The following is a 25,762-nucleotide window of genomic DNA, read 5'->3' as shown; positions in this document are numbered from 1 at the left end:
GCCGAACGCCGGGTGATCTCCGTGAGGGCTCGGTAACCGAGCGGCAACACCCGGGCAACCCCGGTGACCCGCCCGCCTCCTAATTTCTGTCAAGCGACAGAAATGTCGTACGCCCACGACGTCCCCCGCAGCCGGAGGTCCCCCGCGATGGCGACAGCGACCACTTACGGAGCCCGCGACCACGCCCGTGCCCAGGAGGGCAAACAGGCCGAGGCGATGCCCGTCGTCCCGGCCGGCGACTGGCCGGCACCGCCCTGCGAGGCGGGCCACCTGGTGTGGGCCGAGACGGTCGCGGGCGGCAACTACACCCACCGCGTCCTGGCCCGCGGCACCGAACTCCGCCTGACCGACCTCCGCGGCGACGCCTGCGCCCACCTCCTCCTCTACGCGGCGGACCGCCCGTGGGAACGCCTGAACGTCGCCGACACGGTCAAGGTCCAGTGGAACGCCTACCTCGGCGAGGGCCAGCTCCTCCTCTCCGACCAGGGCCGCGTCCTCGCCTCCCTCGTCGCCGACACCTCCGGCCGGCACGACGCGCTGTGCGGCACCTCCACCCTGGTCCGCAACACCGAGCGCTACGGCGACGGCACCCCGCAGTCCAACTCCCCTGCCGGGCGTGAGCTGTTCAAGCTCGCCGCCGCCAAGAACGGCCTGGAACCACGCGACTTGCCGCCCTCGCTCTCCTTCTTCCAGGGCGTCGAGATCCGCGACGACGGCTCCCTCGACTTCACCGGCTCGACCGGCCCCGGCGGCAGCGTGACCCTGCGCGCCGAACAGGACGTGACCGTGCTGATCGCGAACGTCCCGCATCCGGCCGACCCGCGCGACGACTATGTCAACTCCCCGCTGGAGGTGCTGGCTTGGCGCGCCGAGGCGACCAAGCCGGGCGACCCGCTGTGGGAGGCGACGCCCGAGGGCCGCCGCGCCTTCCTGAACACCGCCGAATTCCTTGCCGCGAGGGGGCTCATATGAAGACCGAGGACGCACCGGCCGTGAAGACCGTGGAAGTACCGGCACGCGCCGCCTGGTCCGCCGTAATCCGCACGGGCGAGACCCTCACCATCACCGACCTGCACGGCAACCAGGCCGTCGACTTCCTCGTCTACGACGCCCACGACACGTCGGTCCGCTACAGCGCCCCGGACACGATCCACGCCCAGGGCAACCTCTTCCTGACCACCGGCAGCGTGCTGATGTCCAACGAGCACACCCCGCTGATGACCGTCACGGACGACGAGGTCGGCCGGCACGACACGGTCGGCGGCGCCTGCTCCAAGGAGTCCAACACTCTGCGCTACGGCCACCACACGTGGTCGCAGCACGCGTGCGTGGACAACTTCCTTGCGGAGGGCGCCCGTTACGGCCTCGGCAAGCGCGACCTGGTCTCCAACATCAACTGGTACATGAACGTGCCGGTCGAGAAGGACGGCACCCTCGGCATCGTCGACGGCCTCTCCGCCCCGGGCCTGAAGCTGACCCTGCGCGCCGAACGCGACGTCCTCGTCCTGGTCTCCAACTGCCCCCAGATCAACAACCCTTGCAACGGCTTCGAGCCGACAGCGGTGGCGATGACGATCGGGGTTTCAGGATGACCTTCGACACGCTGCTGATCGCCAACCGGGGCGAGATCGCCGTCCGCATCATCCGCACGGCCCGCGAACTCGGCCTGCGCACGGTCGCCGTGTACTCCGACGCCGACCGTTCGGCACCCCACGTACGCCTCGCCGACGAGGCGGTACGACTCGGCCCGGCACCCGCCAAAGAGTCGTACCTGGACGCCGACTTGGTACTCAAGGCGGCCAAGGACACGGGCGCGGGCGCGATCCACCCCGGCTACGGCTTCCTCTCCGAGGACGCGGCCTTCGCCCGGCGCTGCGAGGACGCCGGAATCGTGTTCGTCGGCCCAACTCCGGCCCAACTAGAGCTCTTCGGCGCGAAACACACAGCACGAGCGGCGGCGGAGTCGGCGGGTGTCCAACTTGCCCCCGGCACAGGCCTGTTGGCGAACCTGGACGAGGCACTCACCCAGGCCTCCCTGATCGGCTACCCCGTCATGCTCAAGGCCACCGGCGGAGGCGGCGGCATCGGCATGTCGGCCTGCCACTCCCCCGCCGAACTCACCGAATCCTGGGAGCGCGTGCAGCGCGTAGCGGCCGCCTCCTTCTCCTCCGCCGGCGTCTTCCTGGAACGCCTCGTCGAGCACGCCCGCCATGTCGAGGTCCAGGTCTTCGGCGACGGAGACGGCAAGGTCGTCACCTTCGGCGACCGGGACTGCTCCCTCCAACGCCGCAACCAGAAGGTGGTCGAAGAGGCCCCCGCCCCGGGCCTCCCCGACCACATCCGCACCCAACTGGCCACCTCAGCCCGTGACTTGTGCGCCTCGGTCGGCTACCGCTCCGCCGGCACCGTCGAGTTCGTCTACGACGCGACGCGCGAGGAGGCCTACTTCCTGGAGGTCAACACCCGTCTCCAGGTGGAACATCCGGTCACCGAGGAGGTCTACGGCGTCGATCTGGTCGCCTGGATGCTGCGGCTGGCCCAGGGCGAGCCCGACGTCGTCCGCGACCCCGGCACCCCGCGCGGCCACGCCGTCGAGGCCCGCGTCTACGCCGAGGACCCGTCCCGCGAACACCGGCCCAGCGCGGGCCTGTTGACCCGGGTCGAGTTCCCGGACGGCGTACGCGTCGACGGCTGGGTGGAGACCGGTACCGAGGTGACGACGTCGTACGACCCGATGCTCGCGAAGGTCATCGCCTACGGTTCCGACCGCGCCCACGCGCTCCAACGCCTCGACGAGGCACTGGCCCGCACCCGAGTGGACGGCATCGAGACGAACCTGGGCCTGGTCCGGGCGGCGCTGGCGGAGCCGGACTTCCGCACGGCCACCCACTCCACGGCGACCTTGGCCACGGTGACCGACCCCACTCCCCGCATCGAGATCGTCTCCGGCGGCACCCTCACCACGGTCCAGGACTGGCCCGGCCGCACCGGCTACTGGCAGGTCGGCGTACCCCCGTGCGGCCCGATGGACGACCTCTCCTTCCGCCTCGGCAACCGCGCGCTCGGCAACGAGGAGGGCACCCCCGGCCTCGAATGCACGCTCCAGGGACCGACGCTGAGGTTCACCCACGCCACCACGGTGTGCGTGACGGGCGCGCCGGCACCGGTGACCGTCGACGACACCCCGGTCCCGCAATGGGAGCCGGTGACGGTACCGGCGGGCGCGACCCTGGAGATCGGCACCCCGGCCGAACACGGCCTCCGCACCTACGTGTTGGTCGCGGGCGGCCTGGACGTGCCGGCCTTCCTCGGCAGCGCGAGCACCTTCACCCTGGGCCGCTTCGGCGGCCACGGCGGCCGGGCGCTGCGCACCGGTGACGTCCTGCACGGCGGCACGGTCACCGAGGGCACATCCGTACCCGCCGCCGACCGCCCGACCTTCGCCGCCGTATGGGACGTGGCGGCGGTCGAAGGCCCGCACGCCGCACCGGAGTTCTTCACCGAGGACGACATCCACGACTTCTACGCTGCCGACTGGAAGGTCCACTTCAACTCGGCCCGCACGGGCGTCCGCCTGGTCGGCCCGAAGCCCCGCTGGGCCCGCACCGACGGCGGCGAGGCGGGCCTGCACCCGTCCAACATCCACGACACCCCGTACTCGGTGGGCGCCGTCGACTACACGGGCGACATGCCGGTCCTGCTCGGCCCCGACGGCCCGTCCCTGGGCGGCTTCGTCTGCCCGGCGACGGTCATCAGCCAAGAGCGCTGGAAACTGGGCCAGTTCAGGCCGGGCGACACGGTGCGCTTCACCCCGGTGAACGTCGACGGCTCGCCCCGCCCCGCCATAGTGGACGGCGGAATCCTGGCCAGGGACGGAGACGTCACCTTCCGCCGCAGCGGCGACGACAACCTCCTCGTCGAATTCGGCCCCATGCAACTGGACTTGGCGCAACGCATGCGAGTCCACGCCCTGATGGAGGCGGTGGCGAAGGCCGACTTCGAGGGCGTCACGGACCTGACCCCAGGCATCCGCTCCCTCCAGATCCAGACGGACCCGACCCGCCTCCCCCAGCGCGAACTCCTGGCCGCAGTAAGGGAGACAGCAGCTTCCCTGCCCCCCACGGACCAACTGATCGTCCCCTCCCGCACGGTCCACCTCCCCCTCTCCTGGGACGACCCGGCCACGCGCGAGGCGATCGCCCGCTACATGGCCGGCGTCCGCGACGACGCCCCTTGGTGCCCCTGGAACATCGAGTTCATCCGCCGCGTCAACGGCCTGGACTCGGTACAGGACGTCTACGCCACGGTCTTCGACGCGGAGTACCTCGTACTGGGCCTGGGAGACGTCTACTTGGGCGCTCCGGTAGCCACACCACTCGACCCCCGCCACCGCCTGGTAACGACGAAATACAACCCGGCGCGCACCTGGACGGCCGAGAACTCGGTCGGCATCGGCGGGGCGTACCTCTGCATCTACGGCATGGAGGGCCCCGGCGGCTACCAGTTCGTGGGCCGTACGACACAGGTGTGGTCGGGCTGGCAGCAGCGCGGCGCGTTCGAGCAGGGCTCACCCTGGCTCCTCCGCTTCTTCGACCGCATCAAGTGGTACCCGGTGGAGGCGGACGAACTCCTCGAACTCCGGGCGGACATCACCTCCGGCCGTTTCGTCCCGCGCATCGAGGAGGGCACGTTCTCGCTCGCCGAGTACGAGGCGTTCCTCACCGAGAACGCCGAGTCCATCGCGGAGTTCAGGTCCCGCCAGCAGACGGCGTTCGGTGCGGAACGCGATGCGTGGGAGGCGGCGGGCGAGTTCACCCGAGCGGAGGCGGCAGCCGCCCCGGCACCACCGCAGGCCGAGGTGACGGTCCCGGCGGGCGGACAACTGGTGGAGGCCGAATTCGCCGCGTCCGTCTGGCAGTTGAACGTGGAGCCGGGCGACGAGGTGACGGCGGGCCAACCCCTCCTGGCCCTGGAGGCGATGAAGATGGAGTCCAGGGTGCACGCGCCCATGGCCGGCATAGTCACGGAAATCCTGGCCAGGCCCGGCGACCAGGTCGAGGCGGGCACGGTGTTGCTGGTCCTCGCCCCCGCAAGCTGAACCTCAAGCCGAACCGCAAGGAGCAGAAGAGCGATGTCGACCACCGTGTCCCGAGTCCGAGCCGCCTACGCCCGCATAGAGGCGGTGAACCGCCCAGAGATCTGGATCGACCTGCGCCCGCGGCCGGACGTGGAGTCCGAGGCACAGGCAATCGACGAGCGCGTGACGGCGGGCGAGCAACTCCCCCTCGCAGGGCGCCTGTTCGCGGCCAAGGGCAACATAGACGTCCACGGCCTCCCGACCACGGCGGGCTGCCCGGCGTACGCCTACACCCCGGAGACCGACGCCCCGGTGGTGGCCCGTCTCCGCGCGGCCGGCGCGATCGTGCTCGGCACCACGAACCTCGACCAGTTCGCCACGGGCCTGGTCGGCACCCGCTCCCCGTACGGCGCGGTCCGCAACGCCCACGACCCGGAACGGATCAGCGGCGGCTCCAGCGCGGGTTCGGCCGTAGCCGTGGCCCTCGGCATCGTCGACTTCGCCCTCGGCACCGACACGGCGGGCTCGGGCCGGGTCCCCGCCGCCTTCAACGGCATAGTCGGCCTGAAGCCCACCCGGGGTCTGGTCCCGACGGCGGGCGTGGTCCCGGCCTGTACGTCGATCGACTGCGTGACGGTCTTCGCCCGCACCCTCCCCGAGGCCGAACAGGCCCTGTCCTTCATGACCTCCCCATCGACCCGCACCCTCCCGCCCCTCCCCCAACGCGCCCCGGGCCCATGGCGCATAGCGGTTCCGCCACGCGAACAGCTCGGCGAGCTGGACGAGGGCTGGGCAGAGGCGTACGAGGGGGCGGTGGAGCAGCTCAGGGGCGCGGGCGCCGAGATCCGCACCCTCGACCTCACTCCGTTCACGGAGGCGGCGGCGATGCTCTACGAGGGAGCGTTCGTGGCCGAGCGCTACACGGCGGTAGGGGCATTTGTCGACAAGGCGATCGCCTCCGGCACCGAGGGCCTGGACCCCACGGTGACCGGCATCATCACCCGAGCCCGAGACGTCCCGGCCCACCAGCTGTACGCGGACGAGGAACGCCTGGCCGCTCTCCGCACCCGAGCCCTCGCCGAACTGGCAGACGCAGACGCCCTGTTGCTCCCGACAACCCCGGGCCACCCCACTCTTGCCGAGGTAGCAGCCAACCCCTTGGGCGCCAACGCCCGCCTGGGCCGCTTCACCAACTCCACCAACCTCTTCGACCTGGCGGCGGTGGCAGTCCCGTCCGGCGAGGTAAACGGTTTGCCCTTCGGCGTGATGCTGATCGGCCCGGCATTCACGGACGACCGCCTGGGGCGGATAGCGCGCGACCTGGATCCATCGGTGCAACTGGCAGTCGTAGGAGCCCACTTGACGGGCCAGCCCCTGAACCCCCAACTGCTCTCCCTGGGCGCCCGCTTGGACCGCGCAACCACAACGGCCCCGGTCTACCGCCTGCACGCCCTGACAACAACTCCGCCCAAGCCGGGCTTGGTTCACGTGGGCGAGGGCGGAGCGGCGATAGAAGCGGAGGTATGGCACCTACCGGCAGAGGGCCTGGGCCGCCTGTTGGCAAGCCTGCCCCGCCCAATGACCTTGGGCAGCGTTGAGCTGGCAGACGGCACAAGCGTCCCGGGTTTCTTGTGCGAGCCGACGGCACTGGAAAACGCCAAGGACATCACAAGCTACGGCGGCTGGCGACCGTACCTGGGCTCTTGAAGAGGCACGAGGCCAACCCCCTAGGGGCGCGGGGCTGTGTCGATATGCGGCTCCGCCGCGTGGGCGCGACCAGCCAAAAGGCACCCGCACCCGCACCCGCACCCGCACCCGCACCCGCCAACGAACCCTCACCCCACCGACGAGTAGGCCACAACCCCCCGCAGCAACAACTCAACAGCCTTCCGCGCATTCTTCGCCACGGTGGACGACGCCTCGCCCCCAGTGACCGGCGCCGCAGCAGAAATCTGCCCCAACACATCGATCACCTGCTTGCACCACCGAACAAAGTCCCCGGCAGGCATCTCAACCTCCCGAAGCACCTCGTCCAACCCCTTCCCGCTGGCCCACATATACGCGGCCCAGGCAAACCCGAGATCAGGCTCCCGCTGCCCGACCCCTTCGGTCTGAGTGATCCGGAAATCCTCCTCAAGGGCGTCAAGCCGCCCCCAGATCCGCACCATCTCCCCGAGCGCCGCCTTGGCCGCACCCGACGGCACCTTGGGAACAGTCGCATCGTCACTGACCCGCGCCTCGAACACCAACGCCGAGACACACGCGGCGAGTTCGGCAGGAGAAAGCCCCTCCCAAACCCCCTCGCGCAGACACTCACTGGCCAGCAGATCAAGCTCGCCGTACAACCGGGCCAACCGCTTCCCGTGCTCGGTGACCTCGTTGCCCCGCAGATAGTCCAGGTCGGTCAGCAGCGCGACGATCCGGTCGAAGGTGCGGGCGATCGTATTCGTCCGCCCCTCGATCCGCCGCTCCAGCTGCGTGGTGTCCCGCTGCAGCCGGTGGTACCGCTCGGCCCAACGCGCGTGATCCTCACGGTCGTTGCACCCATGACACGGATGCGCCCGGATCGCCGTACGCAACTGCGCGATCTCCCGGTCGTCCGCGGCCTGCGAGCGCTGCTTGCGGGCCCGCTCCGGCGGAATGTGCCCGGCCTTGGTGCGCAGCGCGGACGCCAGGTCCCGACGGGACTGCGGGGAACGGGCGTTGAAGGACTTCGGGATCCGCATCCGGTCCAACGCCTCGACGGGGACGGGGAAGTCCATCGACGCGAGCCGCTTCACCTGCCGTTCCACCGTCAGGACCAGTGGACGCGGCCCGTCGTGCTGCTCGAAGCCGCGATGGCCGTTGGACCGCCCGGCGGGCAGTCCCGGGTCCAACACCAGTGCCAGACCCGCGTACTTGCCGGTCGGGACATGGATGACGTCGCCCGGCTTGAGCTTCTCCAGCGCTACGGCGGCCTCGGCGCGCCGTAGCGCCACGCCTTGGCGGGCCAGCTCGGTCTCGCGGTCCTTGAGCTCGCGGCGCAGCCGCATGTAGTCGTCGAAGTCGCCCAGGTGGCAGGTCATGGAGTCCTTGTAGCCCTCCAGGCCCTCCTCGTTGCGCTGCACCTGCCGCGAGATCCCGACGACCGACCGGTCCGCCTGGAACTGCGCGAAGGACGTCTCCAGGAGCTCCCGCGACCGGTGCCGCCCGAACTGCTCGACGAGGTTGACCGCCATGTTGTACGACGGCTTGAAGCTGGAGCGCAGCGGGTACGTGCGCGTGCCGGCCAGTCCCGCGAGGTGCTCGGGGCTGATCCCGCGCTGCCACAGCACGACGGCGTGGCCCTCTACGTCGATGCCGCGGCGGCCGGCCCGGCCGGTCAGCTGGGTGTACTCGCCGGGGGTGATGTCGGCGTGCTGCTCGCCGTTCCACTTGACGAGCTTCTCCAACACCACCGAGCGCGCGGGCATGTTGATGCCGAGCGCCAGGGTCTCCGTGGCGAACACGGCCTTCACGAGCCCGCGCAGGAACAACTCCTCCACGACCTCCTTGAACGTCGGCAGCATGCCCGCGTGGTGGGCCGCGATGCCGCGCTCCAGGCCTTCCAGCCACTCGTAGTACCCGAGGACATGCAGGTCCTCGTCGGGAATGGACGCCGTGCGCTCCTCGACGAGCGCCCGCACCTTCTCCCGCGCCTCGTCGTCGTTGAGCCGCAGCCCGGCGTACAGACACTGCTGCACGGCGGCCTCGCAGGCGGCGCGGCTGAAGATGAACGTGATGGCGGGCAGCAGGTCTTCGTTGTCCAGCCGCTCGATGACTTCGGGGCGGCCCGGTGTCCACACCCGCGAACGCGATCTGCGCTCCCGCTCCCGGTCGGCCTCGCGCATGGCACGGCCGCGCTTGCGGTCCTGGTAGGACGGCCGCTGGGCCTCCATGCGGGCCAGGCGGGTGAGGTCGGGGTTGACGGCCTTCTTGTTGCCCTCGCCCTCCTCGAAGAGGTCGTACATCCGCCGCCCGGCAAGCACGTGCTGGAACAGCGGCACGGGCCGGTGCTCGGAGACGATCACCTCGGTGTCGCCGCGGACGGTGTCGAGCCAGTCGCCGAACTCCTCGGCGTTCGACACGGTCGCCGACAGCGAGACCAGGGTGACCGACTCGGGGAGGTGGATGATCACCTCTTCCCATACGGCGCCGCGGAAGCGGTCGGAGAGGTAGTGCACCTCGTCCATGACCACGTAGCCGAGGCCGAGGAGGGTCTGCGAACCGGCGTACAGCATGTTGCGCAGCACCTCGGTGGTCATGACGACCACCGGGGCTTCGGAGTTGACGCTGTTGTCGCCGGTGAGCAGGCCGACCTTGTCCGCGCCGTAACGGCGGCAGAGGTCGGCGTACTTCTGGTTCGACAACGCCTTGATCGGGGTCGTGTAGAAGCACTTCTTGCCCTGCTGGAGGGCGAGGTGGACGGCGAATTCGCCGACGATCGTCTTGCCGGAGCCGGTGGGCGCCGCGACCAGCACGCCCTTCCCCGCTTCGAGCGCCTGGCAGGCCTCGATCTGGAAGGGGTCGAGACCGAAGTCGTACATCTCGCGGAAGTCCGCGAGCGCGGTGGCCTGCTCGGCTGCCCGCAGGCGGGCTGCCGCGTACCGCTCGGCCGGGGAGAGGTCCTCTGTCATCGTGCTTTCGAGCGTACCGGGCGCCACTGACAACAGGACGATCATTATCCGTTCCCACGGGTCCTCCACACACGGAGACCGGCCGCCCCCGCTGTGGGAACGGCCGGTCTCGGTGGAGTTCGGAAGGTGATCAGGTCACGTCGTCATAGCCGTTGACCCGGTCGGAACCGGTGCCGCTCGCCTGCTCGGGCAGGGCTGCCCGGCCGGCCGAGACGGCTTCGATCTCGCCGATGTCCTCGGGGGTGAGGTCCAGGTCCGAGGCCTCGTCGTCGTCCGGTCCCTCCGCCTCGCGGCGGCGCTTGCGCCGGTCGTTGAGCAGGGAGAAGACGACGGCGCCGAAGTACAGCACCCAGATCGGCCCGGCCAGCGCCAGCATGGTCAGCGGGTCGGTGCTGGGGGTGGCGACGGCGGCGAAGACCGTGATGCCGAGGATCATGGCGCGCCACCAGCCGAGCATCCGCTTGCCGGTCAGCGCCCCCGTGAGGTTGAGCATGATCAGCAGCAGCGGCAGCTCGAAGGAGAGGCCGAAGACCAGCACCATGCGCGTGACCAGGTCGAGCAGGTCGTCCAGTGGCAGCAGGTTGTCGACACCGCTCGGCGTGAAGCCGATCAGGACCTTCGCCGTGGTGGGCAGCACCTTGTAGGCGAAGTAGGCGCCGCCGAGGAACAGCGGCACGCCGGTGCCGACGAAGGAGAGCGCGTACTTCTTCTCGTTCTTGTGCAGGCCCGGCGCGACAAAGCCCCAGAGCTGGTACAGCCAGACCGGGGAGGCCAGGACGACACCGGCCATCAGGGACACCTTCAACGCCAGCGTGAACGGCGTCAGCAGACCGTTGATCGTGATCTGCGCGCACTGCTGGGTCTTCGCCGACGACCTCGACAGCTGCTCGAAGTTCTGGGAGCAACCGACCGAGTGCAACACCGGCTTGGTGATGATGTTGACGATGTCGTTGTAGAAGAAGGCGGCCACGCAGGTCACCACGATGATGGCGAGCATCGCCTTCGCGAGCCGGTTGCGCAGCTCACGCAGATGGTCCGCGAGGGGCATCCGCCCCTCGGGGTCCTTCTCCTTCTTGCGGGCGGACTTAGGCAACCCACGTCCTCATCTCGTGCGGCAGGCCGAGGGGGTCCCGGCCCTGCGTCAGCGCTTGGTCGTGTCCGACGGCTCGGTGACGGGACGCGCACTGGTCACGTCGCCGGGGGCCGCCTGGATGGTGCGCTGCACGGACTCGTCGGTGTTCGGCGGGCCGGCGGGGGTGGGCGCGGTGTTGCCCTCTTCCTTCATCGCCTTGGCTTCGCTCTTGAGGATGCGGGCGGACTTGCCGAGCGAGCGGGCCATGTCCGGAAGCTTCTTCGCGCCGAACAGGAGCACGATGACGACGAGGATGAGAATGATCTCGGGTGCTCCGAGCCTTCCGAACATAAGTCTTTACCTTCTCACCGAGGCGGCTGGGGTGGGGTGCTGTCCGATCGGTCGGACATCTGTCCGACCTTCGTGCTGCCAGCGATCGTAACGCTCAGGGGTAAACGTGAGGCAATCCCCGTGCGTACTCCCGGTCCGCGCTCCGGGCCTCGTTATCCGGACCGCGATCAGCAGCGTACCCGCCTCCACCGACAACGTGACAGGGCAAAGTGACGCGAAGCGCATGAGGCGCGCAACTCACACCCCGCCCATATGTGAATCACAGTGCGTCCACGGAACGCGCCGTGGATGCCGCCGCGCGCTCCAGGTCCTCGGCCGCCCGGTTGATGCGGTGCGCGGCGTCACTGACCTGGAGCCCGAGCCGCCGCGCCTCCAGGAAGACCCGGACGGCGAGCACGCCGAGCACGGCGAGACCCAGGAAACCAACAGCTACCGCGACCATCGCCCAGAACATGGGGCGAGCCTAGACCCTGCTAGCCGACGGAGGTCAGCCGCAGGGTCCTGACTCCGCCGCCGGTGAGCAGTTCGACGATCCGCTCGCCCGCGGGCTTGCGTACGGCCGCGCCGCAGTCGGGGCAGGTGAAGGAGTAGAAGGTGGTGCGGCTGGTGGCGCCGATGGCGAGGCGCAGGGCGCTCGCCGCCAGTTCGAAGTTGCTCCGGCAGTCCGGGCAGCCCGCTCTGAACATCACGGGGACCACGCTCTTCATCCCGGCGAACGCGGCGGCCACCGTCATCTCCGGACCGCCCTGGGCACCCGAGACATCCGTCATCGTCGACTCGCTCACAGCCCCTGCTCCTCTTTCCTTGGTCGTTCGCCTCCGGGGCGCTTTCAGCCGTTACCGAGAGGGCCCCTACGGCTCACTCCCGCCTCTCGTCAACACCCTGCACTGCGTCAACAACACCCTGCGGACCGTCGTACGCCGCCAATGCCTCGCGGGCGGCCCGGCGGGCGCTGTCGGCGAGGTCGCTCGGGGAGACGATCCGGCCGTCGCGCCCGAGCCGCAGGGCCAGGCGTCTCAGAGACGTGGGGTCGGGGGTGCGCAAGGTAATACGCAGCCCGCCGTCGGGAAGCTCATCGGCACTGTCGTGCGGGTAGTACTCGGCGACCCAGCGCCCGCCCGGGCCGACCTCCACGACGACCTCCGGGTCCTCGGCGGCGGGCTGCACCAACGCCTCGGACAGGTCCCGCAGTTCGATCTCGGGGGGCGCGGACGGCTCGTCGAGGATCTTGATCTCGGCGACCCGGTCGAGGCGGAAGGTGCGGCGTGCCTCGGAGCGGCGGCACCAGGCCTCCACGTACGTGTGGCCGACGCTGACCAGCCGGATGGGGTCGATCTCGCGCTCGCTCAACTCGTCGCGGGCGGGCGAGTAGTAGCGGATCCACAGGCGGCGGCGCTCCGAGATCGCGCGGTCGACGTCCGCGAAGACCCCGCCCTCGGACTCGAAGGTCACCGACAGGCGCGCGCTGGCCCCGGCCGCCTCACCGGCCGCCGCCTCCACCTTGGCGTTGGCCCGCAGCAGCGCCTGCCGGTCGCTCTCGCGCAGGCCCGGGAGGGTCGACACGGCGCGGGCGGCCACCAGGAGCGCGGTCGCCTCGTCGGCGGCGAGCCGGAGCGGTTCGGCGACGTCGTCCGGGTTGTGCCACCAGATACGGTCGCCGTCGGTGTCGATGTCGAGCAGGTCGCCGCCCCGGAAGCTGGTCCCGCACATGGGCAGCACGTCGAGGTCGGAGACCAGCTCGTCCTCGGTGATCCCGAAGGCACGGGCGACGTCCTCGATACGTGCTCCGGGGCGCTCCTTGAGATAGGTCACCAGGGAGAGCATCCGCCGGGTCTGGTCGATGGCGTTGACGGGCCTGACCGGTTTGCCTGCCACAGTTCTCTTCCGCTCCCCCTCAGCCCTTGGCCACGGCGCGCAGCCGGTCCACCACGTCGGCCCGCAGCTCGGCGGGCTCCAGGACGACGACATCGGGCCCGAACTCCACCAGCCAGGCGTCCAGCCCGTGGCCGTACGGAATCTCCAACTCGTCCCAGCCGTCCCCGAGTTCCCGAACCGACACGGCTTTCGCCCGCAAGGGGTAACCGGAGCCCATGCGCAGCCGGATCAGCGCGGAGCGGTCGGCGGTCTCCCCCGCCCAGCTCGCGACGGTCTCCCGCACGGTGACGACGTCGGGGATGTCCGCGGTGAACCGCCCGTTGCGCGAGCGCACCTTGCCGGTGATCCGGGACAGCCGGAAGACACGCTCGGCGCCCCGGTCGCGGTCCCAGCCGGCGAGGTACCAGTGGCCGCGCCAGCACTCCAGCGCCCACGGTTCGACAGTGCGGGGTTCTGGGCGGGCGGCGGTGGCCTTGCGGTAGTCGAAGACGACGGGACGGCGGTCGCGGCAGGCCAGCATCAGCGGCTCGAACGACGCCTCGTGCACCGGGATGCGCGGCTCCAGGGCGCCGTGCGGCTCGTACGGGTCGAGGTCCTCGGGCATCCCGGCCGCGCGCAGCTTCTGCAGGGCGCCACTCGCGGCGCCGGCGAGCCGGGCCTGCTGCCACACCTTGGCGGCGAGACCGAGCGCGGCGGCCTCCTCGGCGTCGAGGGTGATGGGCGGGAGGCGGTTGCTGTCGCGGCGGGCGAGATAGCCGACCTCGCCGTCCAGGTTCTCCACCGTCTCGATGACGAGGCCGAGTTCGCGCAGATCGTCCTTGTCGCGCTCGAACATGCGGTTGAAGGAGTCGTCCGAGCCCGCTTCGAGGTAGGCCTCGATGGACTCGCGCAGCTCACGCTTGCTGAGCGGCCGCCGTGTCCCGAGCAGACACAGCGCGAGGTTCATCAGCCGCTCGGCCTTGGCAATGGCCATCGACGCCCTTCGCCTCCCTGTATGTGCTTACGAACGATGACCGTACCGCTCCGCGGATGCCTGGCAAAAGCCGAGGGCCCATGCCCCAACAGGCATGGGCCCCAGGTGATCGGGTCCGGTCGGAACCGGTGATCAGACGGCGATGAGGTCGACCACGAAGATCAGGGTCTCGCCCGGCTTGATCGCCGGGGTCGGGCTCTGGTTGCCGTAGGCGAGGTGCGCCGGGATGGTCAGCTGGCGGCGGCCGCCGACCTTCATGCCCTGCACGCCCTTGTCCCAGCCCTTGATGACACGGCCGCCACCGAGCGGGAACTTGAACGGGGTACCGCGGTTCCAGCTGGCGTCGAACTCCTCGCCGGTGCTGAAGGCCACGCCCACGTAGTGGACGGTGACGTTCTGGCCCGCCACCGCGATCTCGCCGTCACCCTCCCAGAGATCCTTGATCTCCAGGTCGGCCGGGGCTTCGCCCTCCGGGAAGTCGATCTCGGGCTTCTCGATGCTCACGTCTCTAGCTCCTGCTTGTGTACGACAAGGCAACTCCGACAGTCTCGCAGACCGGCCGAATTCGTGCTCCGGCCAGGCCCCGACCCCGCAGGGGTCACATGGCCGCCAGGATGTCCACGGAGAACACCAGGGTGTCGCCCTTCTTGATGGCGCCGCCGCTCGGCGGGGTGTCCCCGTAGGCCAGGTCGGCGGGCGCGACGATCATGATGCGGCTGCCGACCTTCTTGCCGGTGATGCCCTGGGCCAGGCCTTTGACGACCGACAACATGTCCTTGAGCGCGAACTGGCTCAACCGCCCCTGGGAGTACGTCGATTCGAACTCCTTGCCCGTGCTCCAGACCACGCCCTTGAACTGGCAGAGGATCGACTGGTCCGCCTTGACGACGGCTCCGTCGCTCTCGAGGACGTAGTTCGACACCAGCTTCTTCGGCGGGTCCGCCTTCGGGACGGTGACCGAGGGGGCCTTGCCGTCGGTGTTCGTGCCGACCTTGGGCAGATCGGCGTCGGACTGCGCGACGGTCGAACCCTTGGCGGAGCTCTTGGCGTTGAACGAGTCCTGGATGTCGATCACGAAGACCAGCGTGTCGGTGCCCTTGATGCCCGCCTCGGGGCTGCCCGCCGTGCCGTATCCCCAGGTCGGCGGGATCGCCATCTCGACGCGGCTGCCGACCTTCTTGCCCGCGAGGCCGTAGCGCCAGCCGTCGATGATGCCGCCCTGGGCGAGCTGGATGACCAACGAGGTGTTGCGGTCGTAGGAGTTGTCGAAGACCTTGGCCGTCGACCAGATCTGGCCCAGGTAGTTGACCTTGACGAAGTCGCCCTCCGCCACGGCCTTGCCGCCGCCCGCGATCACCGTCTTCACCGCGAGGTCCTTCGACGGAGTGCCGGTGCCCTTGGCGACGGTCGGCTTCTCGTCGAACTTCGTGCCCGCGGTGATGGCCGGCAGCGGGCCGTCCACGAGCTTCGGCGGCGGCACGGCCGAGGCGGAGGAGGACGGTGAGGGCGACGGCGACGCGCTGGCCTTGCTGGAGGAGGAATCACTGTCACCGCACCCCGCGATCGTCACAAGTCCTGCGGGAACAGCGATAAGAACGGAGCGTCGGCGCACGGTGAAGGCCTCGTAATCGGTCGATCTTGTTGATGGCGTGCGCGCAACTCTACGGTGCGGGACGGGCCCCGTACGTGAAACGTACGGGGCCCGTGTGGCGTACCGAATATGTATCCGGACGTCGGTATCCGGATGTTTTTGCCTACATTCCGGCGATCAGTTTCTCCACCCGGTCGTCGACCGAACGGAACGGGTCCTTGCACAACACCGTGCGCTGGGCCTGGTCGTTGAGCTTGAGATGGACCCAGTCGACGGTGAAGTCCCGCCGCTGTTCCTGGGCCCTGCGGATGAAGTCGCCGCGGAGCCTGGCCCGAGTGGTCTGCGGCGGAACGGACTTGCCCTCGAAGATCTTCAAGTCGTTGCAGATCCGGGCGGCTTGGCCCTTCCTCTCGAGGAGGTAGTAGAGCCCTCGGCGACGGTGGATGTCGTGGTAGGCGAGGTCGATCTGCGCCACCCGCGGGTGGGACATGGTCATGTTGTGCTTCGCCCGGTACCGCTCGATGAGCTGGTACTTCATGACCCAGTCGATCTCGGTGCCGATCCGGTCGAGGTCCTCGGCCTCGATCGCGTCGAGCGTGCGGCCCCACAGTTCCAGGACCTGCTCGACGGTGCCCGTACGGATGCCGCGGCGCTCGACGAAGTCCACGGCCTTCTCGTAGTACTCGCGCTGCACCTCGATCGCGGAGGCCTCGCGTCCGCTGGCCAGACGCACCTTGCGCCGGCCCGTGATGTCGTGGCTGACCTCGCGGATCGCCCGGATCGGGTTCTCCAGGGTCAGGTCGCGCATCACCGTGCCCGCCTCGATCATGCGCAGCACGAGGTCGGTGGCACCGACCTTGAGCAGCATGGTCGTCTCGGACATGTTCGAGTCGCCCACGATGACGTGGAGACGGCGGTAGCGCTCGGCGTCCGCGTGCGGTTCGTCCCGCGTGTTGATGATGGGCCGGGAACGCGTCGTCGCCGAGGAGACGCCCTCCCAGATGTGTTCGGCGCGCTGGCTGACGCAGTACACGGCGCCGCGCGGAGTCTGCAGCACCTTGCCCGCGCCGCACAGAAGCTGACGCGTGACCAGGAACGGGATGAGGATGTCCGCGAGCCGGGAGAACTCGCCGTGCCGTGCCACCAGGTAGTTCTCGTGGCAGCCGTACGAGTTGCCCGCCGAGTCGGTGTTGTTCTTGAAGAGGTAGACGTCGCCCGCGATTCCCTCCTCGTGCAGGCGTCGTTCGGCGTCCACCAGGAGTCCCTCGAGAATGCGCTCGCCGGCTTTGTCGTGGGTGACCAGTTCGGTCACGTTGTCACATTCGGGGGTCGCGTATTCCGGATGTGAGCCCACGTCGAGATAGAGCCGGGCGCCGTTTCGCAGAAAGACATTGCTGCTGCGGCCCCATGACACGACACGGCGGAAGAGGTACCGAGCCACTTCGTCGGGAGACAGACGCCGCTGTCCCCTGAACGTACACGTGACGCCGTACTCGTTCTCCAGCCCGAAAATGCGGCGGTCCATGACTGAACATTACGCCCGATCGCCTGTGCTGAAACGGGGTTCGGCAGCACGGTTTGGATCATTTTCCGATGAAGCCGCAACCACCGCACCCCCGGCGGGAGCTGCGAGGACCCGCCCGGTGAGGAGCAGGACCAGCAGCGACACGGCCCCCGCGACCCCCGGCACGGCGAACCCCCACAGGGCCCCACCGGCCTGTACGACCGGGCCCGCGACGCCCGTCCCGACCGACGCCCCGACGGTGAACGTCGTCACAAGCCACGAGAAAGCCTCGGTGACCGTCCCCTTGGGCGCGTGCCGGTCGACGATGATGAAGGCGCAGGCGAGAGCGGGCGCGAGGAACACCCCGGCGAGCACGGTCAGCAGCACCATGGCGACCGCACCCGGCATGAGCATCAACGGCAGGTAACACACCGCCAGCAGCCCCACCAGGACCCGCAGTCGCCGCTCCGGCACCCCGGTCCACTGCCGCGCCCCGTAGACGGTCCCGCCCAGCAGCGCGCCCAGCCCGATCGCCGCCATCAGCCAGCCGTAGACCACGTCACCGCCGTGCCCGTCGGCGTACGACACCGACGCGACCGTGATCGAGCCGAGCGCCATGCCGACGAACAGGAAGGCGCCCAGCAGCGCGAGGAGTCCCGGCGAACGCAGGGCGCCCAGCCAGTGCGCCTCGCGCGGAGCCGAGCGCCACGCGCGCGAGGGGGGCGACACGACTACGGAGAGGGCGCCCAGCACGCCGATGACGTTCAGCACGAGCAGGGCTACTGGAGCGGACCACAGGGACACGAACACCGTCACGAGCAACGGCCCCACGGTGAACATGACTTCCTGGGCGACCGCGTCCATGGCGTACGCCGTGTGCACCTGCTCCTCGCGACGCAGCACGGCCGGCCACAGCGCCCGGAGACCGCCCTCCAGGGGCGGCGCGAAGAGACCGGCGGCCGCGACGGCTACGTAGGCGAGGGGCAGTGGATCGGTGCCCCAGAAGGCGAAGACGGCCATGGAGAGCGCCGACAGGACCGCGGCGGGCAACTGCACCCGCGGCTGCCCGTGGACGTCCACCAGGCGCCCGAGGAGGGGCTGGCCGACCGCGTTGGCGATGCCGTACACGGCCGCAAGCGCCCCCGCGAGGCTGTAGGTGCCGCCCTCGGCGCGGATGAACAGCACGATCGCGATCGCGGCGGTGGCGTTCGGCAACCGGCCCACCAGCGTGCCCACCAGCAGGCGGGTGGCGTGCCTCGCCCTGAGGATCTCCAGATATCCCACGGCCTCGAACCGCCCTCCCCCTCACCGTCACCCATGAGGTTTTACGTATAACGTCCTCTGTCATACGTACCATGTGCGCTGTTCACGCGTCCATACGGAGTCCCTACGGATCCTCACCAAGGAGCAGGCCGACCGTGGCACCAGGCAACACCCGCCCCACGAGCCGCGACGTCGCGCAGGCCGCCGGCGTCTCCCAGGCCGCGGTCTCCCTGGTGCTCGGCGACAAATGGCGCGGCCGGGTCTCCGCCACCACCGCCGAACGCGTCCGCGAGGCCGCCCGCGACCTCGGCTACCGCCCCAACCTCGCCGCCCGCAACCTCCGCCTCGGCCGCACGCGCACCGTCCTGCTCGTCGTCCCGGTGCTGACGACGGAGTTCTTCGCCGGTGTCTACACGGGCGCCGCCCGCGTCGCCGCCGAACACGGCTTCGGCGTCGTCCTCTACCCCTCCCCCGAAGGCATCGGCCCCGCCCGCGACCCCTTCGCCTCCGCCCAGGCCGCCCTGGACGGCGTGATCGCCTCCTCCATGGCCGCCGACGCCCTCACCGCGATCCGCGGCGACCAGCTGCCCCTGGTCATGCTCGACAGCGACCCCGAGGGCAGCCTCGGCGCGGCCACCGTCAACCTGGACATCGCCGACGGCATCCGCCAGGTCGCCGACCACCTGCTGGCCCTGGGCCACCGCCACTTCCTCCACCTCGCCGCCGACGTACCGTCCTGGACCTTCGAGGTACGCGCGCGTGAACTGGCCGCACGCGTCGGCTCCGTGACAGGCACCTCGGTACGGACGACCCGCGCCCCCATCTCGATCGAGGGCGCCCTGGCCGCAGCCGAAGCCGCGCTCGCAGCCCCGGGATCGCGGGTGACCGCCCTGGTCTGCGACGACGACAAACTCGCCGCCGGCGCCTACAAGGCCGCCCGCCGCCTGGGCCTGCGCATCCCCGACGACCTCTCGATCACCGGCCTCGACGACCTCGCCCTCGCCACCGCCATCGACCCGGAACTCACCACCGTCCGCCTCGACGCCGAGCTCTTCGGCGAACACGGTATGCGCGCCCTCCTGGCCGTCCTGGACGGCCGTGTACCGGAGGAGGGGGACATCCCGGTGGAACTGGTCGTACGGGGCTCTACGGCGCCACCACGCGCCCTCTGACGACCCTGTGGCCCCCGCAACGCCGCGCGCCCCGGCCGATGACCGGCCGGGGCGCGCGAGAGGCTGAGCGAGGTCGACTCACTCCTCGTCGTCGGCGTCGGACTCCTCCGACGACGTGTCCGCGTTCTCGCCCTCCAGCAGGCGGGACAGCTGACGGCCGACGATGCGCTTGAACTTGCGGGCCTGCGGACGCGTACGGTCCAGGACCGCGACCTCCAGGCGCTCCGCGGGGATCTCCCGCTCACTGCCGTTCGTGTCACGGGACAGGGACTGCACGGCCAGCTTGAGCGCCTCCGCGAGGGTCATGCCGTCGCGGTGACGCTGGTCCAGATAGCTGCTGATCGTCTCGGCGTTGCCACCGACCGCGACCGAGCCGTGCTCGTCCACGATCGAACCGTCGTGCGGCAGCCGGTAGATCTGATCGCCGTCCGGAGTGTCCCCGACCTCCGCGACGACCAGCTCCACCTCGTACGGCTTCTCGGCCGCACTGGAGAAGATCGTGCCGAGCGTCTGGGCGTAGACGTTGGCGAGACCGCGGGCCGTCACATCCGCACGGTCGTAGGTGTAACCGCGCATGTCGGCGTACCTGACGCCGCCGATCCGCAGGTTCTCGTACTCGTTGTATTTTCCGGCGGCCGCGAACCCGATCCGGTCGTAGATCTCGCTGAACTTGTGCAGCGCACGGGACGGGTTCTCGCCGACGAAGACAATGCCGTCGGCGAACTGCAGCACGACCAGGCTGCGGCCACGGGCGATGCCCTTGCGGGCGTACTCCGCCCGGTCGGCCATCGCCTGCTGGGGTGAGACATAGAACGGCGTCGACACCGGTATCCGTCCCTCTCTTTAAAGTTCCGTCGAAATCAGTGGATCACCTTGTGACGAACGGGCCCTCGGTCAGAGCAGCGCGGCGCGCGGGCCGTCGGGCTGCTGCAGTCGCCGCTCCAGGATCGAGCGGGCGATCTCGGAGGACTCGTCGTCGGTGAGCCGGCGGAAGCCGTCCTCGGTGATCACGGTGACGATCGGGTAGATCCGGCGGGCGACATCGGGACCACCGGTCGCCGAGTCGTCGTCGGCCGCGTCGTAGAGCGCCTGGACCACCAGGGTCGTGGCCTCGGCCTCGGTCAGTCCGTCGTGGAAGAGCTTCTTCATGGCACCGCGTGCGAAGACCGAGCCGGAGCCGGTGGCCGCGTAGCCGTGCTCCTGGGAGCGGCCGCCCGTCACGTCGTAGGAGAAGATGCGGCCGACGCCGCGGTCCACGTCGAAACCGGCGAAGAGCGGGACCACGGCCAGGCCCTGCATGGCCATGCCGAGGTTGGAACGGATCATGGTGGACAGTCGGTTCGCCTTGCCCTCCAGGGAGAGTTGGGCGCCTTCGACCTTCTCGAAGTGCTCCAGCTCCAACTGGAAGAGCTTGACCATCTCGACGGCGAGTCCGGCGGTGCCGGCGATACCGACGGCCGAGTACTCGTCCGCGGGGAACACCTTCTCGATGTCCCGCTGCGCGATGACATTGCCCATGGTGGCCCGCCGGTCACCGGCGAGCACCACGCCGCCGGGGAACGTGACGGCCACGATCGTCGTGCCGTGCGGTGCCTCGATGACGCCCTGCATGGGCGGCAGTTGCCGGTTGCCCGGGAGCATCTCCGGCTGATGGTCGGAGAGGAAGTCCATGAAGGACGACGACCCAGGCGTCAGGAAGGCAGCCGGTAGACGCCCGGGGCTACGAGTGTTGGCTTCCACGAGGATCCTTCCAAGTAGGCGGCAGCCCGACGAACAGCGTCGGGATCAACTCCCAACTTGCCGATGGCCGAATTGCAGTTGAAGCACAGTACGCCACGGACCCTACCCGTCTACTGGCAGTGATCCACATGAACGGAGCAGGCATTCGCAAGCCGCTCAGACCGCGGCCGGCTCGCCCCGAATCGCACGTGATTCGTGCGCCCGGATGCGAAGACTGCGTGCGGCTTGGCCTCGCCGCACCGCACGCAGCACTTCATCTTCGACTCGCCTGCCACCACGCCACCCCGTTCACCTTCGAATCGAAGGGTAGAGCGACCTACTGGCCGCCCTTCTGAACGAAGGAGCGCACGAAGTCCTCGGCGTTCTCCTCGAGGACATCGTCGATCTCGTCCAGAACCGAGTCGACATCGTCGCTCAGCTTCTCGTGGCGCTCCTTGAGGTCGTCGGTCGCCTGTGCTTCCTCGACCTGCTCTTCGACCTCCTCCGTGGAGCGCGTCGCCTTCTGCTGTCCGCCGCCGGTGTCCTTGGTCGCCATAACCCTCACCCCGCTCGGTTCGACGTTCTTGATCAGACCCTACTTGCAGGGACTGACATCGGCCCCGCAGTTCCTACAACGTACGGCGGCCACCTCGATGATTCCCGGCCACCGGACATTCCACCCTGTCCGGCACCGGGGATCCGAGGGTCCTGTCAGCCGCCCGACAGGACCCTGACCAGGTCTTCCGCAGTTCGACAGCGGTCAAGGAGCTCCTTGACGTGATTACGCGTTCCGCGAAGCGGTTCGAGGGTTGGGACGCGCTGAAGCGAGTCCCGGCCCGGGAGGTCGAAGATCACGGAGTCCCAGGAGGCGGCGGCGACGTCGTCGGCGTACTGCTCCAGGCAGCGGCCGCGGAAGTACGCGCGCGTGTCCTCCGGGGGCTGCGTGCGGGCCTTCTCGACCGTGTCCTCGTCCAGCAGGCGCTTGATACGGCCGCGGGCCACCAGGCGGTTGTAGAGGCCCTTCTCGGCCCGTACGTCCGCGTACTGGAGGTCGACCAGCTGCAGCCGGGCCGCGTCCCAGTCGAGGCTGTCGCGGCGCCGGTAGCCCTCCATGAGCTCCCGCTTGGCGACCCAGTCCAGTTCGCCGGCCAGGCTCATCGGGTCGTTCTCCAGGCGGTTGAGCGTGTCCTCCCAGCGGGCCAGGACGTCCTTGGTCTGGTCGTCCGCGTCGGAGCCGTAGCGCTCCTCGACGTATTTGCGGGAGAGCTCGAAGTACTCCATCTGCAGCTGGACCGCAGTGAGGGTCCGGCCGCTGCGGAGGGTGACCAGGCGCTTGAGCGTGGGGTCGTGGGAGACCTGGTGGAGGGTGCGGACGGGCTGGTCCACGGCCAGGTCGACGGCGATGAAGCCGTCCTCGATCATGGAGAGGACGAGGGCTGTCGTGCCGAGTTTGAGGTAGGTCGAGATCTCGGAGAGATTCGCGTCGCCGATGATCACGTGCAGTCGGCGGTACTTCTCGGCGTCCGCGTGCGGTTCGTCGCGAGTGTTGATGATCGGGCGCTTGAGGGTGGTCTCCAGGCCGACCTCGACCTCGAAGTAGTCGGCGCGCTGGCTGAGCTGGAAGCCGTGCTCGTGCCCGTCCTGGCCGATGCCGACGCGGCCCGCTCCGGTGACGACCTGGCGCGAGACGAAGAAGGGCGTCAGGTGGCGCACGATGTCCGAGAAGGGGGTCTCCCGCTTCATCAGGTAGTTCTCGTGCGTGCCGTACGAGGCGCCCTTGTTGTCGGTGTTGTTCTTGTAGAGGTGGATCGGCTGGGCGCCCGGGAGTTGGGCCGCTCGTTCCGCCGCTTCCGCCATGATGCGCTCGCCGGCCTTGTCCCACAGGACGGCGTCCATGGGGTTGGTGACTTCCGGGGAGCTGTACTCCGGGTGTGCGTGGTCGACGTAGAGCCGTGCGCCGTTGGTGAGGATGACATTGGCGAGGCCGATGTCCTCGTCGGTGAGCTGGCTGGAGTCGGCGGCCTCCCGGGCGAGGTCGAAGCCTCGCGCGTCCCGCAGCGGGTTCTCCTCCTCGAAGTCCCAGCGGGCCCGCCGGGCCCGGTGCATCGCCGCCGCGTAGGCGTTGACGATCTGGGACGAGGTGAGCATGGCATTGGCGTTGGGGTGGCCGGGGACGGAGATCCCGTACTCCGTCTCGATGCCCATTACTCGCCGTACGGTCATGCGGCCCTCCTTGCCCGGCGGCGCCCTCGGTCGGGGACGCTGCTCAAGTACCGCTGGCGCTCCGGTGCGTGTGCGGTGCCCGTCCCCGCACTGCGCGACTCGGCGGTACCGAAGAGCCTAGAACGGCTTTGCGCTGGTGGGGAGATCATTTGCGTCATTGCCTCGCGCGCCCCTTGTTCGGTCATGGCCTGAAAAACAGTCGGCTGCGGGTACCCGCCGAGGGCACCCGCAGCCGCCCTGCTCTTTACAGGTACTGACCGGTGTTCGCCACCGTGTCGATGGAGCGTCCGGTGTCGGCGCCCTGCTTGCCGGTGATGAGCGTACGGATGTAGACGATCCGTTCGCCCTTCTTTCCGGAGATCCGGGCCCAGTCGTCCGGGTTGGTGGTGTTGGGCAGGTCCTCGTTCTCCTTGAACTCGTCCACGCACGCCTGGAGGAGGTGCGAGACGCGGATGCCCTTCTGCTTGTGGTCGAGGAAGTCCTTGATGGCCATCTTCTTGGCCCGGCCCACGATGTTCTCGATCATGGCACCGGAGTTGAAGTCCTTGAAGTAGAGGACTTCCTTGTCACCGTTGGCGTAGGTGACCTCCAGGAAGCGGTTCTCCTCGGATTCCGTGTACATGTGTTCCACGGCCGTCTGGATCATGCTCTGGACGGTGGTGGTCTTGTCGCCGCTGTGCTCGCCGACGTCGTCGGGGTGGAGCGGGAGGCGTTCGGTGAGGTACTTGGCGAAGATGTCCTTGGCGGCCTCGGCGTCGGGACGCTCGATCTTGATCTTCACGTCCAGGCGGCCGGGGCGCAGGATGGCGGGGTCGATCATGTCCTCGCGGTTCGAGGCGCCGATGACGACCACGTTCTGCAGGCCTTCCACGCCGTCGATCTCGGCGAGCAGCTGCGGGACGATGGTGTTCTCCACGTCCGAGCTGACACCGGAACCACGGGTGCGGAAGAGGGATTCCATCTCGTCGAAGAAGACGATGACGGGGGTGCCCTCAGAGGCCTTCTCACGAGCACGCTGGAAGACCAGGCGGATCTGCCGCTCGGTCTCACCGACGTACTTGTTGAGGAGCTCGGGACCCTTGATGTTGAGGAAGAAGCTCTTGCCGGTGGCCTGGCCGGTGACCTCGGCGACCTTTTTGGCCAGCGAGTTGGCGACGGCCTTGGCGATGAGCGTCTTGCCGCATCCAGGAGGCCCGTACAGCAGGACGCCCTTGGGCGGCCGCAGTTCGTGCTCCTTGAAGAGGTCGGGGTAGAGGTACGGCAGTTCGACCGCGTCGCGGATCATCTCGATCTGGCCGCCCAGACCGCCGATCTGCTCGTAGCCGATGTCGGGGACCTCTTCGAGGACGAGTTCCTCGACCTCGCTCTTCGGGACGATCTCGTAGACGTAGCCGGATCGTGGTTCGAGCAGCAGGGCGTCGCCGGGGCGGATGGTGATGTCCAGCAGCGGCTCGGCGAGCCGCACCACCCGCTCCTCGTCGGTGTGCCCCACCACGAGGGCGCGTTCGCCGTCCTCGAGGATCTCCTTGAGGGTGACGATGTCGCCGACGCGCTCGTACTCCATGGCCTCGACCACGTTGAGCGCTTCGTTGAGCATTACTTCCTGGCCGCGGCGGAGCTCTTCGAGTTCCACGCTTGGGCTGACGTTCACCCGCAGTTTGCGACCGCCGGTGAAGATGTCCGCTGTGCCGTCCTCGTTGGCCACGAGGAAGACACCGAAGCCGGCCGGCGGCTGTGCGAGCCGGTCGACTTCTTCCTTGAGGGCCACGATCTGGTCGCGGGCCTCACGGAGCGTGTTGGCGAGTCGCTCGTTCTGGGCGGACACCCCGGCCAGATTGGTCTGCAGCTCGACGATCCGCTCTTCGAGAATCCTCGTGTGTCGCGGAGAGTCGGCGAGCTTACGTCGCAGGACGGCGATCTCCTGCTCAAGGTAGGCAATCTGCCCGGACGGGTCGTCGGACCCTCGTCCCGGGCGGATGCCGCGGTTCATGTCGTCGTCGTGGGCTGCCACGGTCCTCACCTCCTCCAAGGGGAGCTGGACGCTTCCAGACCCTACCTGGGTGGGTGTCGATTGAAACCCCTAGATCACAAAGACTGTCAAGGTGTGTCGTCGGTCACCCTGCGCTCTCCCTCACGCCGTGTGGATACCCACTCAACGTGATTCAGAAGCGGACTGTTCCAAGGCCGGGTTGGTCAAAACCCTTCACGGTGGACGTGAGTTGCCGTGCGGGCGGGTTCTGCGCCCGACGGAAACCGGCCAAGGCGCCCCTGACTGAGAGTGTCCATG

21 protein-coding genes and 1 pseudogene are annotated in these 25,762 nt (G+C 69.0%); 5 read left to right on the top strand and 17 right to left on the bottom strand.

Features of this window, described 5'->3' with window-relative positions; translation table 11 throughout:
- The first annotated feature begins 147 nt into the window (after positions 1–147).
- The 4 genes and pseudogenes from OG504_RS41725 to atzF all read left to right on the top strand — a co-directional run.
- Positions 148–972 carry an urea amidolyase associated protein UAAP1 gene (locus OG504_RS41725; RefSeq protein WP_405994421.1) on the top strand — a complete coding sequence of 275 codons (825 nt, stop codon included), beginning with the start codon at positions 148–150 and terminating at the stop codon, positions 970–972.
- Positions 969–1,592 carry an urea amidolyase associated protein UAAP2 gene (locus tag OG504_RS41720; protein ID WP_405994420.1) on the top strand — a complete coding sequence of 208 codons (624 nt, stop codon included), beginning with the start codon at positions 969–971 and terminating at the stop codon, positions 1,590–1,592. Before OG504_RS41725 ends, OG504_RS41720 begins: the two co-directional genes overlap by 4 nt.
- The gene (locus OG504_RS41715) at positions 1,589–5,098 is read left to right on the top strand and encodes a 5-oxoprolinase/urea amidolyase family protein (protein ID WP_405994419.1); all 3,510 of its coding nucleotides are present in this window, start codon (positions 1,589–1,591) and stop codon (positions 5,096–5,098) included. The genes OG504_RS41720 and OG504_RS41715 overlap by 4 nt, the downstream gene beginning before the upstream one ends.
- 18 nt (positions 5,099–5,116) lie before the next feature.
- Positions 5,117–6,784, top strand: a pseudogene (atzF, locus tag OG504_RS41710) (allophanate hydrolase); the annotation flags it as partial.
- Positions 6,785–6,912: 128 nt separating this feature from the next.
- Here atzF and OG504_RS41705 read toward each other — a convergent pair.
- The 11 genes from OG504_RS41705 to OG504_RS41655 form a co-directional block, all read right to left on the bottom strand.
- Positions 6,913–9,777, bottom strand: coding sequence for a DEAD/DEAH box helicase (locus OG504_RS41705; protein WP_405994418.1), 2,865 nt, complete (start codon positions 9,775–9,777; stop codon positions 6,913–6,915).
- Positions 9,778–9,862: 85 nt separating this feature from the next.
- Positions 9,863–10,825, bottom strand: a complete 963-nt coding sequence (gene tatC, locus OG504_RS41700) for a twin-arginine translocase subunit TatC (RefSeq protein WP_405994417.1) — start codon at positions 10,823–10,825, stop codon at positions 9,863–9,865.
- A 48-nt stretch (positions 10,826–10,873) separates the two neighbouring features.
- On the bottom strand, positions 10,874–11,155 hold the full coding sequence (tatA, locus tag OG504_RS41695; protein ID WP_405994416.1) for a Sec-independent protein translocase subunit TatA: 282 nt from the start codon (positions 11,153–11,155) through the stop codon (positions 10,874–10,876).
- 259 nt (positions 11,156–11,414) lie between these two features.
- Entirely contained in the window at positions 11,415–11,609 is a 195-nt protein-coding gene (locus OG504_RS41690; protein ID WP_405994415.1) for a hypothetical protein, read from the bottom strand.
- Positions 11,610–11,628: 19 nt separating this feature from the next.
- Positions 11,629–11,925, bottom strand: coding sequence for a hypothetical protein (locus OG504_RS41685; protein ID WP_405849303.1), 297 nt, complete (start codon positions 11,923–11,925; stop codon positions 11,629–11,631).
- 88 nt (positions 11,926–12,013) lie between these two features.
- Positions 12,014–13,030, bottom strand: a complete 1,017-nt coding sequence (locus OG504_RS41680; protein ID WP_405994414.1) for a helix-turn-helix transcriptional regulator — start codon at positions 13,028–13,030, stop codon at positions 12,014–12,016.
- A gap of 19 nt (positions 13,031–13,049) precedes the next feature.
- Positions 13,050–14,003 carry a helix-turn-helix transcriptional regulator gene (locus OG504_RS41675; protein WP_405994413.1) on the bottom strand — a complete coding sequence of 318 codons (954 nt, stop codon included), beginning with the start codon at positions 14,001–14,003 and terminating at the stop codon, positions 13,050–13,052.
- 132 nt (positions 14,004–14,135) lie between these two features.
- Positions 14,136–14,507: an FKBP-type peptidyl-prolyl cis-trans isomerase gene (locus OG504_RS41670; protein ID WP_033283738.1), complete on the bottom strand. Its 372-nt coding sequence runs from the start codon at positions 14,505–14,507 to the stop codon at positions 14,136–14,138.
- Positions 14,508–14,601: 94 nt separating this feature from the next.
- Positions 14,602–15,615 (bottom strand): FKBP-type peptidyl-prolyl cis-trans isomerase, encoded by a 1,014-nt coding sequence (locus OG504_RS41665; RefSeq protein WP_405994412.1) that lies wholly within the window; start codon positions 15,613–15,615, stop codon positions 14,602–14,604.
- Between the two features lie 142 nt (positions 15,616–15,757).
- The gene (gene pafA / locus OG504_RS41660) at positions 15,758–17,119 is read right to left on the bottom strand and encodes a Pup--protein ligase (RefSeq protein ID WP_033283736.1); all 1,362 of its coding nucleotides are present in this window, start codon (positions 17,117–17,119) and stop codon (positions 15,758–15,760) included.
- A 9-nt stretch (positions 17,120–17,128) separates the two neighbouring features.
- Entirely contained in the window at positions 17,129–18,382 is a 1,254-nt protein-coding gene (locus tag OG504_RS41655; protein ID WP_405994411.1) for an MFS transporter, read from the bottom strand.
- Positions 18,383–18,516: 134 nt separating this feature from the next.
- On the opposite strand from OG504_RS41655, the gene OG504_RS41650 reads away from it, so the two are divergent.
- Positions 18,517–19,533: a LacI family DNA-binding transcriptional regulator gene (locus tag OG504_RS41650; protein WP_405994410.1), complete on the top strand. Its 1,017-nt coding sequence runs from the start codon at positions 18,517–18,519 to the stop codon at positions 19,531–19,533.
- A 78-nt stretch (positions 19,534–19,611) separates the two neighbouring features.
- On the opposite strand, the gene prcA is transcribed toward OG504_RS41650, so the two are convergent.
- The 6 genes from prcA to arc all read right to left on the bottom strand — a co-directional run bounded on the left by prcA (position 19,612) and on the right by arc (position 25,486).
- Positions 19,612–20,358, bottom strand: a complete 747-nt coding sequence (gene prcA, locus OG504_RS41645; protein WP_399001165.1) for a proteasome subunit alpha — start codon at positions 20,356–20,358, stop codon at positions 19,612–19,614.
- Between the two features lie 69 nt (positions 20,359–20,427).
- On the bottom strand, positions 20,428–21,273 hold the full coding sequence (gene prcB, locus OG504_RS41640) for a proteasome subunit beta (protein WP_390165145.1): 846 nt from the start codon (positions 21,271–21,273) through the stop codon (positions 20,428–20,430).
- On the bottom strand, positions 21,225–21,338 hold the full coding sequence (locus tag OG504_RS41635) for a hypothetical protein (RefSeq protein ID WP_390165491.1): 114 nt from the start codon (positions 21,336–21,338) through the stop codon (positions 21,225–21,227). The genes prcB and OG504_RS41635 overlap by 49 nt, the downstream gene beginning before the upstream one ends.
- Before the next feature lie 251 nt (positions 21,339–21,589).
- Entirely contained in the window at positions 21,590–21,808 is a 219-nt protein-coding gene (locus OG504_RS41630) for a ubiquitin-like protein Pup (RefSeq protein ID WP_033283731.1), read from the bottom strand.
- Positions 21,809–21,963: 155 nt separating this feature from the next.
- Positions 21,964–23,475 (bottom strand): depupylase/deamidase Dop, encoded by a 1,512-nt coding sequence (gene dop, locus OG504_RS41625; protein ID WP_405994409.1) that lies wholly within the window; start codon positions 23,473–23,475, stop codon positions 21,964–21,966.
- Positions 23,476–23,719: 244 nt separating this feature from the next.
- Positions 23,720–25,486 carry a proteasome ATPase gene (gene arc / locus OG504_RS41620; RefSeq protein ID WP_033283729.1) on the bottom strand — a complete coding sequence of 589 codons (1,767 nt, stop codon included), beginning with the start codon at positions 25,484–25,486 and terminating at the stop codon, positions 23,720–23,722.
- Positions 25,487–25,762: the final 276 nt, after the last annotated feature.

Source organism: Streptomyces sp. NBC_00986, from assembly GCF_045162565.1.
GTDB lineage: Bacteria > Actinomycetota > Actinomycetes > Streptomycetales > Streptomycetaceae > Streptomyces.
The sequence above is the reverse complement of the archived record's forward strand: the minus strand, read 5'-3'. Positions and strand labels throughout refer to the sequence as shown.